Source organism: Dactylosporangium sp. CA-092794 (genome assembly GCF_050948465.1).
Taxonomy (GTDB): Bacteria; Actinomycetota; Actinomycetes; order Mycobacteriales; family Micromonosporaceae; genus Dactylosporangium.
This window is the reverse complement of the sequence record NZ_CP192044.1, coordinates 6,042,705-6,057,494: the sequence shown is the minus strand read 5'-3', so window position 1 is coordinate 6,057,494 and position 14,790 is coordinate 6,042,705. Positions and strand designations below refer to the sequence as shown.

11 protein-coding genes are annotated in these 14,790 nt (G+C 75.5%); 5 read left to right on the top strand and 6 right to left on the bottom strand.

Annotated features, from left to right (window positions below; all coding sequences use genetic code 11):
- Window positions 1–6: 6 nt before the first annotated feature.
- The 5 genes from ACQPXD_RS25605 to ACQPXD_RS25585 all read right to left on the bottom strand — a co-directional run bounded on the left by ACQPXD_RS25605 (window position 7) and on the right by ACQPXD_RS25585 (window position 7,348).
- Complete coding sequence (locus ACQPXD_RS25605; RefSeq protein WP_432842780.1) at window positions 7–150, bottom strand: hypothetical protein; 144 nt, start codon at window positions 148–150, stop codon at window positions 7–9.
- Between the two features lie 185 nt (window positions 151–335).
- Window positions 336–794: a cupin domain-containing protein gene (locus tag ACQPXD_RS25600; RefSeq protein ID WP_432842778.1), complete on the bottom strand. Its 459-nt coding sequence runs from the start codon at window positions 792–794 to the stop codon at window positions 336–338.
- Between the two features lie 311 nt (window positions 795–1,105).
- Complete coding sequence (locus ACQPXD_RS25595; protein WP_432842776.1) at window positions 1,106–4,528, bottom strand: AAA family ATPase; 3,423 nt, start codon at window positions 4,526–4,528, stop codon at window positions 1,106–1,108.
- Window positions 4,525–6,195 (bottom strand): hypothetical protein, encoded by a 1,671-nt coding sequence (locus ACQPXD_RS25590; RefSeq protein WP_432842774.1) that lies wholly within the window; start codon window positions 6,193–6,195, stop codon window positions 4,525–4,527. The genes ACQPXD_RS25595 and ACQPXD_RS25590 overlap by 4 nt, the downstream gene beginning before the upstream one ends.
- Window positions 6,188–7,348: a hypothetical protein gene (locus ACQPXD_RS25585; protein ID WP_432842772.1), complete on the bottom strand. Its 1,161-nt coding sequence runs from the start codon at window positions 7,346–7,348 to the stop codon at window positions 6,188–6,190. Before ACQPXD_RS25585 ends, ACQPXD_RS25590 begins: the two co-directional genes overlap by 8 nt.
- A 198-nt stretch (window positions 7,349–7,546) precedes the next feature.
- Between ACQPXD_RS25585 and ACQPXD_RS25580 the strand changes: the two genes are divergently transcribed.
- Window positions 7,547–9,466, top strand: coding sequence for an Hsp70 family protein (locus tag ACQPXD_RS25580; protein ID WP_432842770.1), 1,920 nt, complete (start codon window positions 7,547–7,549; stop codon window positions 9,464–9,466).
- A gap of 1 nt (window position 9,467) precedes the next feature.
- Here ACQPXD_RS25580 and ACQPXD_RS25575 read toward each other — a convergent pair whose 3' ends face one another.
- Window positions 9,468–10,604: a uroporphyrinogen-III synthase gene (locus tag ACQPXD_RS25575; protein ID WP_432842768.1), complete on the bottom strand. Its 1,137-nt coding sequence runs from the start codon at window positions 10,602–10,604 to the stop codon at window positions 9,468–9,470.
- Between the two features lie 201 nt (window positions 10,605–10,805).
- On the opposite strand from ACQPXD_RS25575, the gene ACQPXD_RS25570 reads away from it, so the two are divergent.
- The 4 genes from ACQPXD_RS25570 to ACQPXD_RS25555 are packed head-to-tail and all read left to right on the top strand — an operon-like array spanning window position 10,806 to window position 14,774.
- Window positions 10,806–11,288 (top strand): TOBE domain-containing protein, encoded by a 483-nt coding sequence (locus tag ACQPXD_RS25570; RefSeq protein ID WP_432842764.1) that lies wholly within the window; start codon window positions 10,806–10,808, stop codon window positions 11,286–11,288.
- The gene (locus ACQPXD_RS25565) at window positions 11,285–12,586 is read left to right on the top strand and encodes an ABC transporter substrate-binding protein (protein WP_432842762.1); all 1,302 of its coding nucleotides are present in this window, start codon (window positions 11,285–11,287) and stop codon (window positions 12,584–12,586) included. The genes ACQPXD_RS25570 and ACQPXD_RS25565 overlap by 4 nt, the downstream gene beginning before the upstream one ends.
- Window positions 12,586–13,857 (top strand): carbohydrate ABC transporter permease, encoded by a 1,272-nt coding sequence (locus tag ACQPXD_RS25560; protein WP_432842760.1) that lies wholly within the window; start codon window positions 12,586–12,588, stop codon window positions 13,855–13,857. Before ACQPXD_RS25565 ends, ACQPXD_RS25560 begins: the two co-directional genes overlap by 1 nt.
- On the top strand, window positions 13,854–14,774 hold the full coding sequence (locus tag ACQPXD_RS25555) for a carbohydrate ABC transporter permease (protein ID WP_432842758.1): 921 nt from the start codon (window positions 13,854–13,856) through the stop codon (window positions 14,772–14,774). Before ACQPXD_RS25560 ends, ACQPXD_RS25555 begins: the two co-directional genes overlap by 4 nt.
- Window positions 14,775–14,790: the final 16 nt, after the last annotated feature.

Below are 14,790 nucleotides of genomic sequence, written 5' to 3'. Positions count from 1 at the left end.
GCGCCGCTACAGCGGGATCGGGCCGATCAGGGAGTTGAGCATGACCCGGGCCCGGGTCCGGGTCACGTTCCCAACTCGCCGGCTGAGGTGGATCGACGCGTCCTCGGCAAGCCCGCCGTGGTTCGAGGGACCGGAAGTCTCCGTGATCATGCGCAACCCGGCGTCGACACCAACGGTTTTTCATGATCGCGGAGTGGTGATGTACCCCCGTGTACCACAAGTCTCCGGGATCATGGCAAACCCGGTGTGCGGTCACCACGGGCATCATGATCACGGAGACATACGTCTGGGCCGAGCTGTCGACATCGGGCTCGCGATCGGGCGGGCCGCGCCGTTCAGCCGGCGTAGGTGGTGGCGAGCTCCGTCGCGTAGCGGGACATGACCTCAGCGACCTCGTCCCGATCGAACCGGTTCTTGATGTTGGCGAAGTCGCGGAAATACTGCACATACAGGTTGGGTGTGAAGGTGAACAGCACCTTGGCAGCCTCCTCGCCGGGGTTCGCGAAGCTGTGCGGGGCACCGACCGGGACCATCACGAACGAGCCCGGTCCGGCGTCGTGCTGATCCTCGCCGACGGTGAACCGGATCAGCCCCGACACGATGTAGAAGCCTTCTTCATGCTCCGCGTGGCGATGCTGTGGCGGCCCGGCGAAGAGCGGCGCCAGGACGCATTCGGCGACGGCGAGCCTGCTTTGGGTCGCGCCGCCGTCCTCGAGGATGCGCACCCGGGATGCGCCGTCGTCGAGGACGATCTCGCCCTCTCCGGGGCGCACGACAGAAACGGGAATGGACATGCTCTGTTTCCTTCGTACGAGTTCGACCCCGCTGCACCAGCGGCAGCGCAGGTCGTGGCGGACCTAGGCCGCATTCGGTCTAGCACTCGCGTTGTCATCCACGTCGATCTCACTCGAAACTGATGTCGCGAAGTAACATCACTCTAGCATTGATGTCGCGCCACGACATCAGCGCCAGAGTGAAGGCAGTCACACGTCTCTGGAGCTGTTGTTCGTCGCGCCCCGACACAGCCGGTGATCCAGCCTCGCACTCACTGCGGCCTATGCCCCCGTGGCCCAGCGCGCGATCAGACGGCTACCGGCGGCGAAGCTCAGGGCGCGAGCGCCGCGTGGACGTCGGCCGCGGTGAGCTGCTGCATGTCGGCCACGGTGGGCGCCGCGGCGGCGCGCAGCCGGTTGGCCTGCTTGGTGATGGTCCGCTCCAGCAGCTGCCGGGCGTAGCGGCCGTTGCCGAAGGTCTCGTCGCGGCCGAGCCCGTCGAAGTGGCGGTACAGCACCGGCAGGCTGTCGTGGTCGAACTCGAACCCGCCGTCGCGGGCCAGCCCCTGCACGATGGAGACCAGCTCCGAGGCGGTGTAGGAGGCGAACGGGATCTGCCGGCTGAACCGCGAGGCCAGCCCGACGTTGTTGGCGAGGAACCGGCGCATGTCGCCGGTGTACCCCGCCGCGATCACGACCACGTCGTCGCGGTGGTCCTCCATCAGCTTGACCAGCGTGTCGATCGCCTCGCGGCCGAAGTCGTTGCCCTCGCCGGTCAGCGCGTAGGCCTCGTCGATGAAGAGCACGCCGCCGCGGGCCCGGTTGAACACGTCGGTGGTCTTGACCGCGGTGTGCCCCACGTACTGGCCGACCAGGTCGGCCCGGGCGACCTCGACCACCTGGCCGGTGCGCAGCACGCCCATCTCGTTGAGCAGCTGCCCGTACAGCCGGGCCACGCTGGTCTTGCCGGTGCCGGGCGGGCCGGCGAAGACCAGGTGCCGGGAGATGGCCGGGGTGGGCAGCCCGGCGCGGGCCCGCGCCTCGGTGGTGGCGATCAGGTCCACGAGGTCGGTCACCTCGCGCTTGACCGCGTCCAGGCCGACCATCGCGTTGAGCCGGCCCAGCAGCGCGTCCACGGCCGGGGACTGGACGGCGGGCCCGGCCGGCGCGACCGCCTGGTCGCCCAGGTCCTCGGGCAGCAGCCGGGCCAGCTCGAGGTCGGGCGCGGCCGGGGTCTGCGACAGCCGGTAGGCCTGGCGGCCCAGCATGTCCTCGAACACCTGCCGGGCCATCCGGGCGTTGCCGAAGGTCTCGGTGCGGGCCATGCCCGAGAAGTGCTTGACCAGCGCCTGGCGGGTCTCGTACTCCAGCGCGTAGTGGTGGGTCCGGCAGAGCCGCTCCACGATGGTGGCCAGCTCCTCGTCGGCGTAGCTGTCGAACGTGATGGTGCGGGTGAAGCGCGACTCCAGGCCCGGGTTGGCGGCCAGGAACGTGCGCATGCTGGGGCTGTAGCCGGCCACCACGACCACCACCTCCTCGCGGTGGTCCTCCATCAGCTTGACCAGCGTGTCGATCGCCTCGCGGCCGAAGTCGTGGCCGCCGCCGCCGTTCGGGGCGAGCGTGTACGCCTCGTCGATGAACAGCACCCCGCCCAGGGCCTCCTCGAACCGGGCGGTGGTCTTGACCGCGGTGCCGCCGACGTGCTCGGCGACCAGGTCGCTGCGGGACACCTCGACCATCTGCCCGCCGCTGAGCACCCCGAGCGCGGCCAGGACGCGGGCGAAGATGCGCGCCACGGTGGTCTTGCCGGTGCCGGGCGGGCCGGCGAAGACGAGGTGCCGCGACATCGGCGGCACGTGCAGCCCCGCCTCGCGGCGGCGCTTGGCGATCTGGTGCAGCCCGACCAGCGTGGCCACCTCGCGCTTGACGCCGCCGAGGCCGACCAGCCCATCGAGCTCCTGCAGCAGGGCGGTCACCGCGGCGTCGCCGCCCTCGAGCCGCGCCTCGCCGGTCCCGCCCGGACCGCCCGGGTCGCGGGCGTCGCCGTCATCGCGGGCATCACGCGGCGGGGGCGCCGGTGCCGGCACCTCCGGCCGGGACGGGCCCGGGCCGGCCGGCCGCGGCGCCGGGTCCCGCGCGACCGCCGGGTCCGCACCGCCGGCGGGCTCGGCGCCGGGGCCGGCGGGCATCTGCCGGCCGTTGTGCCCGGTGTCCACATCGGACAGTTCGACCGGGGCGCCGGGGCTCGGCGCGTCCACGGCCACCCCGCCGTTGCCGCGGATCACCCCGCCGCTCAGCCGCACCGGCCGAGCGGTCTCGACCAGCACGCCGGGCCCGTGATTGTCGACGATCTCGCAGTCGGTGGCGGTCAGCGAGCTGCCGCCGGCGGCGTGCACGCCGGGGCCGCGCGTGCCGCTGATCCGGCTGCGGGACACGTTCACCGTGCAGGGGCCGCCGGCCAGCAGCCCGGTGGCGCGGGAGTCCTCCACCGCCACCGAGGACAGCTCGAGCCGGGCGTTGCCGGCCGCCTCGATGCCGACCCGGGAGGCGCTGATCCGCGAGTTGGACAGCACCGTGGCGGCGGTGTCGGCCAGCCGGGCGCCGGCGGCGCGGGCCCCGGTGATCTGCCCGTCCTCGAAGAGCCCGGTGCCGCCGGTGGCGTGCAGGCCGTACCGGATCCCCTCGATGGACAGGCCGTGCAGCTGCGGTGCCGCATCCTGTTCGATCGCGACGCCGATGGGGCAGTCGGACACCCGGACGCCCTGCAGCCACGCCCGGGAGCGGCCGGTCAGGAACACCCCGGCGTCGGCGCAGCCGGCCACGGCCCCGCCGGTCAGCCGGGGCTGAGCGGTGTCGGTGACCAGGACCCCGGCCGCGGCGCAGTCGCGCACCTCGCAGCCCTCCAGGGTCGGCGCCGAGTTGCCCATGCTGTTGAGCCCGTGCCCGCCGGCCCGGGCGATCAGCGAGTCGGCGAGGGCCGGGGTGGCGTCGGCCAGCGTCACCACGGCGTGCGCGCCGACGTCGAGGATCTCGCAGCGCTGCAGCACCGGGGCCGCCTCGTCGCCGGCCACCAGCCCCACCTGGCCGCCGGTGACCGTGGTGCCGCGCAGCTGCGGCCGGCTGGCCTGCTGCGCCACGATGGCGTACTGACCCACCTCGCCGATCCGGCAGCCGTCCAGCCGGGGCGCGGCCGAGCCGGCCGTGAGCAGGGCCGTCTCCGCGATCCCGGTCATCGTGCAGTCGCGGAACACCGGGGCGCAGCCGCCGGCCACCATGATCGCCGAGCGGGCGATGTCGTGCAGCCGCACGCCGGTGAACTCGCCGGCGCCGGCCTCGTAGACGATCCCGGCGCCGATGCTGTTGCTGACCGCGCCGCCGCGCATGTCCACCGTCCCGCCGCGCACGTGGATGGCGGCCGGCGCGGCGGCGTTCACCGTGCAGCCCTCCAGCCGCACCCGTCCGGCCGCGACCTGCAGCAGCGGCAGCTGCTCGTCCCCGCCGCGCACGGTGATGTCCCGGATCAGCACGTCGCCGCCGGCGGCCAGGATCGCGCCGCCGGCGGGCACCTCGATGGTGACCGTGCCCGGACCGTCCTCGGCCACGAGGACCACGTCCTGGCGGAACATCGGCGCCTCGCGATAGAGCCCGGGCCGCACGGCCACGGTGTCCCCGGGCGTGGCGGAGGCCAGCGCCCGGGAGATCTCGGTCAGGCAGCCGATGTCCCGCGCCGATACCGACAGCACGCTGGTGGTCACGATGCCGCTCCTTCTGGTGCGCTGGTCGGTGCCGGGCGCCCGCGGCCCCGGGCGTCGGCGTCGAGCGGGAACCGGAGCCCGCCGGCCAGGCCGAGGGGCCACGGCTGGGTCACGGCGGTGGCGGCCCGGCCGGCGAGGGCGTCGCGCAGCTTGCCCGCCACGCGCTGGTCCAGGCCGCCGTCGTGGCGGCCGGGGACCCGCTCGCGCAGGAGCACGCACGGTGCGCCGCCGGGACCGGCGGGGTCGACCGCGAGCACCTCGAAGCGGGTGCCGGCGGCGAAGAGGGCCTGGCTCTCGCCGGGCTGGTCGTCCGGGGCGCGCAGCTGGTCCAGCCGCCGCGCACTGGCGGACCAGATCGCGTAGCGGGGCGCCGCACCGCCGCCGCGGCCCACCGAGACCGTGGTGAAGGCGGGCTCCACCAGCACGTCGCCGGGGCGGTACAGCCGGGTCAGGTCCGCGTCGTCCGGCGCGGCGGCGAACACCGGCCCGTTGACCGCGGGCAGCTGGGCCAGTCCCGCGGCGGCGCACCGGGCCAGCGCCCGCGCCTGCTCGTCCGGGACCCCGCCACCGCGCAGCGCCTCGTTGACCCGGGTGCCGGCGCCGTCGAGCAGGGCCAGCACGGCGACCAGGCCGAGGCCCCCGTCGTGGGCGCCGGCCGCGCCGCGCAGCCCCGGGTGCAGCGACGTCGCCCGGGTGACCACGCGGGAGTACGCCTGGAACTTCCAGCCCAGCGCGCCGCGCACCTGCTCGCGGTCGGTCTCGTGGATCCCGTCGCCCACCGGATACCAGGCCGGCTCGGCCCGGGTCGCACCGCCCGCGCCACCGGCACTGCCCGCGACGGCATCGGCCGGGGCCGGTGCGGCCTCCGGCGCCGGCTCGGCCGCGCCCGACGGCCGGTGGGAGCGCAGGTCCAGGCCGGCGAACGCGGCGGGCTCCAGGGCCACCGGTCGTATCCCGAGGTCGAGCCCGGCGACCCGCACCGCCGGCACGACGAGCGACCGGATCTCGGGCCCGGTGTCCGGCTCCGGTGCGCCGCCCGCCGCCGGGACGGGGAAGGGGGCCGGGGCGGCGCCGGGGACCGGGGTGGCGGCGGGAGCCGAGGGGGCGCAGGAGGCCCTCGCCGGGGCGCTGGCCGGGGGTGGCAGCACCGCACCGGCCGCCTCGGGCAGGTCCGAGTCCGAGCCGGGCCGCCAGCACCAGAACATGCGGTCGGCGACCGCCCGGCCGAAGACGAAGTGCAGGCCGCGGTCCGAGGCGTACACCGGCGCGCCCAGGTCCTCGGCGAGCTGGCGCAGCATCGGTCCGGCCCCGTCCTGCGGCGCGCCGGGCTGGGTGACCAGCAGCACGGGGCGGCCGCGCCAGCGCGGGGACCGCCAGATCGCGGCGGCCAGCGCGGCGGCGTCCAGGGTCCGCCCGTCCAGGCAGAACCCGTCCCGCCCGGCCTCGACCGCGACGGTGAACCAGCCGGCCGGACCGGCGGTCAGCGAGCCCGGTGCGTCCCACGGGCCGCGGGCCAGCGCCGGCACCGCCGCGGCCGGACCGGCCGGGCGGATACGCGCCACGGCCGAGCCCAGCGCCCGCGAGGAGCGCCGCAGGTACTGCGAGAGCACCGGCCGGCGCGGACCGGGCCGGCGGGCCACCTTCGGGGCCACCGCGTGCTCACTCATGGCCGCCCGCGCTCCCTTCGGCGCCGCCCGCCGGGTGCGCCGTCCAGGCGACGTCCGCTTCCGGCCGGGCCAGCAGGTGTACCAGCACGCGGTGCAGCGCCACCTCGTCCAGCGGCGGCGGGCCGTCCGGGTCGAGCAGGTGCCGCGCCAGGCCGGGGTCCGGGGCGAGGCCGTGCTCCGCCAGGTAGTAGGCGGTCGCCTCGCTCCAGACCCAGGCGCCGTCGGTGCGCAGGTGCAGCGGTACCACGTCGCCGCGGTCCGGGTCGAGCACGTCGGTCATCCGGCTGCCGGAGCGGGCGACGAACTCGGCGGAGTCCAGGGCGTCGAGCAGCCGCCGCCGTTCCCGCTCGTCCCGGACCACCGGCCGGTCGGGGGCGAACCACGGGCCCAGGACGGCGTCGGCGCCGTCGAAGGCCCGCGCGACCCGCACCGGCACCGCCGGGCGGGCCGCCCACAGCAGCGCGCCGCAGGAGCGGGCCAACGTCTGGTACAGCGGCGCGTCCAGGCCGGCCCGGCACGCCTCGACCTGCGCGCCGGGGTCCCCCGCGCCGGCCAGCGCCCGGCGCAGCCGGACCGCCAGCCCGGGCAGGTCCCGGGCGCCTTCGTCCAGGCTGAGCACCACGAGCCGGACCGGCTCGTGCCAGTGCCGGTCCGGCGGCGGCATCCGCCAGCACCGCCACACCGCGGTCAGCCCCGGCTCCCCGGCCAGCTCCTCCAGGAGCGCCCGGTCCGCCGGGTCCAGGTGTCCGTCGCCGTCGCCGTCGCCGGTCAGGTCCAGCGGCCGCACCACCGGCCGGGCCCGGGCCGGGTCCTCCGGCAGCGCCGAGACGAACAGCCAGGCCGGCGGCCGGCGCCGGCCGCGCAGGTCGGGCAGCGCGGCGACCAGGTCCAGGTCGGTGTCCGCGGCGCCGGCGCCCAGCTCGGCCTGCAGCAGGTCGATCTCGTCGGGCTCCAGCTCCAGGCCCTGCGCCAGCGCCTCGACCGCCGCGCCCCGCGCGACCTGCCACCGCCGGCCCTCGGCGAGGGCGTCCCGCAGCTCGGTCAGCACCTCGTCCGGCAGGTGGCCGGCCAGCCCCAGCAGCAGGCCGTGCAGCTCCGCCTCGGCCGCCGCGTCCCGCTCCGCGACCTGCGCCCGGCTCACGTCCACGCTCACCGCCGCCCCCTTCCCGCGTCCGGCTCCATCTGTGACACGCCCCGGCCGAGGGGGCGAGTTCACGACGAATGCCGGCGATCGCGGAAATGCGGTCGGTGTTCGCGCGGTGACTGAAGCATCGAAGCGGGCGTATCGTGTTGTAACACTTCGGAAACCGCGGGTAAATTCGCGCGGTCGCGCCTGACGAGAGGTCGTTCGATGTATGCCATTGGCATCGATCTCGGTACAAGTTTCGCGGCCGCGGCGGTCGCCCGCGACGGTGACCTGGAGATGGTCCGCCTGGGCGGCCAGGCGACGGTGATCCCGGCCGCGGCGTACCTCGATGCCGACGGCTCCCTGCGCACCGGCGAGCCCGCCGACCGGCTCGGCCTGGCCGCGCCGGACCGGGTCGCCCGGGAGTTCAAGCGCCGCCTCGGCGACCCCACCCCGCTGGTGCTGGGCGGTGCGCCGCACTCCCCCGCCGCGCTGATGGCCGCCCTGCTGCACGACGTGCTGGCCGGCGTCGAGCAGGACCAGCAGGGCGAGGCGCCGCGGCGGGTCGTGCTGACCCACCCGGCGGTGTGGGGACCGTACCGGCGCGAGCAGTTCGCGGCGATCCCCGGCCTGGCGGGCCTGACCCAGGCCGGGCCGGCCGGCGGGGCGCCGGCGGTCCGCCTGGTGACCGAGCCGGTGGCCGCGGCCACCTATTACTGCTCGGCCCATCCGCTGCCGCCGGACGGTCTCCTGGCCGTCTACGACCTGGGCGGCGGCACCTTCGACAGCGCCGTGGTCCGCAACGGCGCCGACGAGCTGGAGATCGTCGGCACCCCGGAGGGCATCGAGTGGCTCGGCGGGGCCGACTTCGACCAGGCGGTGCTCGACCACGTCGACCGGGCGCTGGGCGGCGCGGTGTCCCGGCTGGACCCGGCCGATCCGGGCACGGCCGCGATCCTGGCCGACCTCCAGCGCCAGTGCATGCTGGCCAAGGAGGCGCTGTCCACGCGGGAGCGCGGCGACATCGCGGTGCGGCTGCCCGGCGCGCTCCGGCAGGTGGAGCTGAACCGGGCCGACTTCGAGCAGATGATCACCCCCGCGCTGGAGTCCACGGTGGAGGCCTTCCGGCGCACGCTCAGCGGCGCGGGCATCACGCCGCAGGACCTGACCGCGGTCCTGCTCGTCGGCGGCTCCTCCCAGATTCCGCTGGTCAGCTCGCTGCTGCGGGACGCGCTGCGGCGCCCGATCCGGATCAACACCCACCCCAAGCACGCGGTCGCACTGGGCGCGGCGCTGCTGAGCAGCCGCGCGGCCGCCGCGGAGCCCGCGGCCGTGGCACCGCGGCCGGAACGGCCGGCCCCGCCGCCACCGCCGGCCGAGCTCGAGCCCGTGGCGGCGGCCGCCGCCCCCGCACCGGCCCCGGGGCGGTCCGGCCGGCTCGCCGCCCGGCTGCGCGGGCGGGCCGGGCAGCTGGCGCTGGTGGCCGTGACGGCCATCGTGTCGGCCACCGCGGTCGTCATGCTGACCCAGCACGACGGCACCGGCGCGACCGGCGGCCGCACCAGCGCCCCGGCCAGCGCGGTGGCCGCGCCGGAGCCGCTGGTGGTGTTCGGCGGCGCCACCAACGCGTCGTATCCGCTGTTCGCCAGCTCCGCCGACAACGGCTGGCTCGGCCAGGCCCCGGGGCCGGACACGGCCACGGCGGGCTCCTCGGTGACGGCCCGGCTGGGCGGCGGCCAGGGGCTGCGCGCCCAGTGGACCGGCAAGGGGCCGGGCCAGATCTACTTCCAGGCGCCGCACCCCGCGGACGTGCGGGCCTACGGCAGCGCGGGCACGGCGCTGGTGGTCCAGCTGATGGTGAACACCGCGCCGGCCGACCGCACCATCATCGCGGTGCACTGCCAGTATCCGTGCGCCACTCAGGTAGACGCCACCGCGCTGCTGCGCTCGCTGCCGGTCGGGCAGCGCAGCACCATCCGCATCCCGCTGGGCTGCTTCGTCGCCGACGGCCTGGACCTGACCAAGGTGGACACGTTCTTCCTGGTCGAGACCGGTGGCCAGCTCGACGCCTCGTTCTTCGACGTGCGATGGGTGCCCGGCGCCGCCGAAGGTCCCGGCACCACGTCCTGCGAGGCGCTGAAGTAGCTCACGCGGCCAGGCGGTAGCCGCGCTTGATCACCGTCTGGACGAGGTCGATCCCCGGCACCGCGCGGCGCAGCCGGGACACGGCCATCTCGATGGCGTGGTCGTCGACGTCGGCCAGGCCGGGCACCAGCCGCCGGATGTCGCCGCTGGCGAGCACGCTCTCGGGCGCCTGGGCCAGCACCCGCAGCACGTCGATCGGGCCGCGCTGGATCGGGTACAGCCGCCCGTCGACCAGCGCGGCGTGGCCCCGCACCTGCAAGGTCATGCCATCGACGGTGGCGTGCACCACCCGGTCGAGGACCGAGCGGGCCAGCAGCGCCGCCGACTCCTCGTCGAACGGCATCGGCGGCTCGGCCGGCTCCACGCCGTGCCCGCGCAGCGCGGCGGCGGCGAGCGGGCCGTAGCCGACCGCCGGGACGTGGACGCCGAGCTGGGCGACCACGGCGGGCAGCCGCCCGTGCGCGGTGGCGAACCGCAGGACGTGCTCGGCCCCGACCGGGTCGAGCCAGGCGACGGCGTCGAGCTGCCGGCGGCTCATCAGCTCGACCACCCGGCGCACCCCGAGCACGTCGTTCGGCGGCTGCGTGACGTACGTGGGCACCTCCACCACCTCGGCGCCGCGGATCCGCAGCGACCGGCACGCCTCGGCCTGCTCCGGCGCGTCCAGCAGGGCGGCGATCCGGCGACCGGCCGGCTCGTGGGTCAGCAGGTACCGGTACAGCTGGCTCGCCGACCCGGCCGCGGTGGACATGACGTCGTGCAGCCCGGCCGCCCGCAGGGCGTCGGCGGTGCGGGCGTCGGCGGCCAGGAGGCGGGCCGGGCGCAGCGCGGCCAGCAGCCGCTCCGGGTCGGGCGCCGCGCTCAGCCAGGCCCGCACGCCGGTCGCGGACGCCGCGACGACGTCGTCGACCGGCCCGTCGAGGACCGCGGCGGCGGCCCGGCGCAGCGCCTCGGGATCGGGCTGCGGCACCGCCCGGACCCCCTGAACCGACACAATCCGGGCGCCGTACCGCTCAAGCAGGTCAGCCAGACGGTGCCGGCGGCGATGGCTGATCACCGCGATGGTGAAGCCCGCCAGCAGCGCAGGATCGTCCGCGGCATCGCCGGCGGAGGCGGTGCCTGCCCGTTGCTGAACCACAGTCTCCTATGCGGGGTGTGAGAGAAGTGGCGTCCCGGTCCGGATCGTAGGGCTCCCGCGGGCCGTCCGGTATCCGCCAGGGCATTGGTGATCTTGTGAGGCGTCTTGCGGAACGGTCACACGTCGTAGCCGCCCCTGGCGCGCGGGGTCACCGGGGCCCAACACTCGTCTGACAGGCGGTACGGGTGACAGGGGAGGCCAATGACCATCGGCAATGTGCTGGTCCGGGACGCCGGCCCGCTGATCGCGGCCGAGCCGCCGCTCAACCTCGTGCCGGCCATGCTCGTCGAGCGGCTCGGCACCCCGATCCTCGCCGTGTGCGGCCAGCAGGTGCCGGTGCCGGGGCTGCTGCGGCTGCGCCCGTCGCTGCGGCGGTACCTCGGCCACGACGTCGTCCTCGGGGTGCGGCCCGAGCATCTGCAGGACGCGCTGGTCGGGCGGCCCGCCGCCGCGGGACCGGCCGTCCTCGTGCTCCACGGGATCGTCCGGGCGGTGCGGCCGGCCGGCGCGCACCGGGTGGTCCGCCTGGAGCTGGCCGACGTGGACCGCGGCTGCCTCCCCGCGACGCTGGTGGCCCGGGTGAGCCGCCACTCGAGCGCCGGCGTCGGCGAGGCCATCATGCTTGCCATGGATACCCAGCACCTGATGCTGTACGACGCCGCCACCGGCCGGGGCCTGTGGTGAGACCGAGCCTCGTCCGGGCGGCCGCGCTGCTGTGCTGCGCCCTGGCGCCGGCGGCCGGCTGCGACGCCACCGCGACGCCCGACAAGCCCTACACGGGGCAGTCGGTCGAGGTGGTCGGCAGCTGGACCACCGCCGAGCAGGCGAACTTCGAGCGGGTGCTGCGCGCGTTCACCGCGCGCACGGGCGCCCGGGTGCGGTACACCTCCGGCGGCAGCGACCTCGACGTGCTGGTCTCCGCCCGGGTGGGCAGCGGCACGCCGCCGGACGTGGCCATGATCCCGCAGCCGGGGGTGATCGCGCGCTACGCGCAGACCGGAGCCGCGAAGCCGGTCACCGGCGCGGCCGAGCAGGCGGTCCGCGCGCACTTCTCGCCGCAGTGGCAGCAGTTCGGCAGCGTCGGCGGGCAGCTGTACGGCGTGTACTTCAAGGCGGCGAACAAGTCGGTCATCTGGTACCGCACCGACGCGTTCGCCGCGGCCGGGGTCGCGCCGCCGACCACGCTCGCCGGGCTGGAGACGGTGTCGCAGACCCTCGTCGACTCCGGCACGGCGGCGATGACCGTGGCGGGCGCCGACGGCTGGCCGCTCACCGACTGGTTCGAGAACGTCTACCTGCGCCTGGCCGGGCCCGAGGACTACGACCGGCTGGCCGCGCACCGGCTGCCCTGGACCGACCCGACCGTGGTGGAGACGCTGCGCGTGATGGGCCGCTACTGGGCCTCGCCCCGGTTCCTGCTGGGCGGCCCGCAGGGCGCGCTGCAGACCACGTTCACCCGCTCGGTCGCCGACGTGTTCGGCCGCCGGCCAGGCTCGGCGATGCTCTACGAGGCCGACTTCGTCACCACCGAGATCGCCAAGCTGGACCTCTACCGGGTCGGCGACGGCGCGCGGTACTTCGCCTGGCCGTCGGTGAACGGCGACGACGGCGCGGTCATCGCCGGCGGTGACGCGGCGGTGGCGTTCACCGACCGGCCGGTGACGATGGCGCTCATGGCCTACCTGGCCTCCCCCGAGGCCGCCGCGATCATGGCCCGCCAGGGCGGGTTCCTGTCGGTCAACCTCGACCTCGACCCCGCCGTCTACCCGGACGCGACCACCCGGGCCCTCGCCGGGAGCCTGCTGCACGCGCCCACGCTGCGCTTCGACCTGTCCGACATGACGCCGAGCGGCTTCGGCGGCGGCAACGGGGCGAGCATGTGGCGGCTGCTGCAGCAGTACCTGGCCGCGCCGGGCACCGATCCCGCGGTCGTGGCGGCCCGGCTCGAGACGGCCGCCGCGCTCGCCTACGGGAGCATGTGATGGCGCGCGGCACCCGGGTCTCGAGCGCCCCCTGGTTCCTGGCGCCCGCCCTGCTGGTCGTGGCCGCCCTGGTCGTGTACCCGATCGGCCAGACGGTGTGGTGGAGCTTCCACGACGCGTCCGGCCACCGGATGGTCGGGGCGGCCAACTACATCGACATCTTCACCTCCCCGCAGACCCGCCGGGCGCTGCTCAACAACGCCGTCTGGATCGTCGCCGCGCCGAACCTCGTCCTCGCCGCCGGGCTGGTGGTGGCCGTCCTCGCCCAGCGGGTGCGCCGCAGCACCGCCCTGCGGGTCGTGCTGTTCATGCCCATGGCGATCTCGCTGGTCTGCGCCGGGATCACCTTCCGGCTCGTGTACGACGAGAGCCCCGACCGCGGCTTCCTCAACGCGGTCGTCGTCGGCGTCCACGACGCCGTCAAGCCGCCCTCGCTCTACCACGGCGCCCGGCCCCGCGACGGGCAGGCCCTCGTGCCGGCCGGCGGCGCCCTGCAGACCAGCCGCACCGTCGCCGCCGGCGAGTCCGTGCCGCTCCCGCTGGTCGGGCTGCCGCCGGCGCAGCTGCCGAAAACCGCGACGCAGGCCGCCGACCCGGGCCGGCCGGCCGCCGGGGTCCACGGCGTGGTCTGGTCCGACTTCACCGCCACCGGCGGCCGGCCGGGCGCGGTCGACGCCGGCGAGCTCGGCCTGCCCGGCGTCGACGTCGAGGTGCTGCGCGACGGCGCGGTCGTCGCCCGCACCAGCACCCGGCCCGACGGCACGTTCGACCTGCCGCAGCTGACCGGGCAGGGCTACGTCGTGCGGCTCGCCGCCGGCAACTTCACCGAGCCGTTCGCCGGCCTGACCTGGCTCGGCCCCTCCCTGGTGACGCCGGCCATGATCGGCGCCTACGTGTGGATCTGGGCCGGCTTCGCGATGGTGCTGGTGACGGCCGGGCTGGCGGCGATCCCCAAGGAGACGATCGAGGCGGCCCGGGTCGACGGCGCCGGCGAGTGGCAGATCCTGCGCCGGGTGACCGTGCCGCTGATGCGCCCCATCGTGGTGGTCATCCTGCTGACCCTCACGGTGAACGTGCTCAAGGTGTTCGACCTGGTGCTGGTCGTCGCACCGGAGTCGGCCCAGGGCCCGGCGTCGGTCGTCGCGCTGGAGATGTGGCGCTCCTCGTTCGACAACATCGGCCGCGGCAGCGCCCTGGGCGTGCTCCTGCTCGTCCTCGCCCTGCCCGGCGTGCTGTTCAACGTCCATCGCCTGCGAAGGAACGAGCGGTGAGCATCTTCGCCCCCGTCGAGGTACCGGAACTGCAGCCGGCCGGCACCGAGCCGACCGGACCGCCCCCCACGCCCCCGGCCGTGCGCGCCGCGCGCCGGCTCGGCCACGGCGCCGTGCAGGCCGCCGTCCTGCTCATCGGCCTGTGGTGGCTGGTGCCGACCCTCGGCCTGGCCATCACCAGCCTGCGCAGCCCGGCCGACAACAGCGACACCGGCTGGTGGACCGTCCTGCGCGAGCCGGCCCAGCTGACCCTGCGCAACTACCGCGACCTGCTCGCCGACGGCCGGATCACCCACGCCCTGTGGAACACGGTGCTGATCTCGGTGCCGGCGACCGCGCTCGTGGTGGGGATCGGCGCCGCGGCCGCCTACCCGCTGGCGTGGCTGGAGTTCCGCGGCCGGCAGGCGGTCACGTCGGGGCTCGTCGCGCTCATCGCCGTGCCGGTGCAGGTGGCGATCCTGCCCGACGCCCGGGTGTTCCGCCTGCTGGGCGTCTCCGGGACCATCCCGGCGATGGTCGCCTTCCACGTCGCCTTCGGCCTGCCGTTCGCCGTCTTCCTACTGCGCAACTTCTTCACGGCGATCCCGGCGGACCTCATCGAGGCGGCGCGGATGGACGGCGGTGGCGAGTTCGCCATCTTCCGGCGGGTGGTGCTGCCGCTGGGCGCCCCGGCACTGGCGTCGCTGGCGGTGTTCCAATTCGTGTGGGTCTGGAACGACCTGGTCGTCGCCCTCGTCTTCGCCAACTCCGACCAGGCGCCGATCACCGCCGTGCTGCAGGAGCAGATGCGCTCGTTCCCCTCGAACATCGACGTGGTGGCGCCCGGCGCGTTCGTGTCGATGGCCGTGCCGCTGCTCGTCTTCTTCCTGTTCCAGCGGTTCTTCATGCAAAGCGTGCTGGCCGGTTCGGTCCGCTAGTCCTCCAGACGGGATG

Bases quoted from the DNA above. Each gene is read 5' to 3' on its own strand.
- ACQPXD_RS25590 (WP_432842774.1), bottom strand. From the start codon at position 6,195: ATGAGTGAGCACGCGGTGGCCCCGAAGGTGGCCCGCCGGCCCGGTCCG.
- ACQPXD_RS25605 (WP_432842780.1), bottom strand. From the start codon at position 150: ATGATCACGGAGACTTCCGGTCCCTCGAACCACGGCGGGCTTGCCGAG.
- ACQPXD_RS25570 (WP_432842764.1), top strand. From the start codon at position 10,806: ATGACCATCGGCAATGTGCTGGTCCGGGACGCCGGCCCGCTGATCGCG.
- ACQPXD_RS25600 (WP_432842778.1), bottom strand. From the start codon at position 794: ATGTCCATTCCCGTTTCTGTCGTGCGCCCCGGAGAGGGCGAGATCGTC.
- ACQPXD_RS25580 (WP_432842770.1), top strand. From the start codon at position 7,547: ATGTATGCCATTGGCATCGATCTCGGTACAAGTTTCGCGGCCGCGGCG.
- ACQPXD_RS25560 (WP_432842760.1), top strand. From the start codon at position 12,586: ATGGCGCGCGGCACCCGGGTCTCGAGCGCCCCCTGGTTCCTGGCGCCC.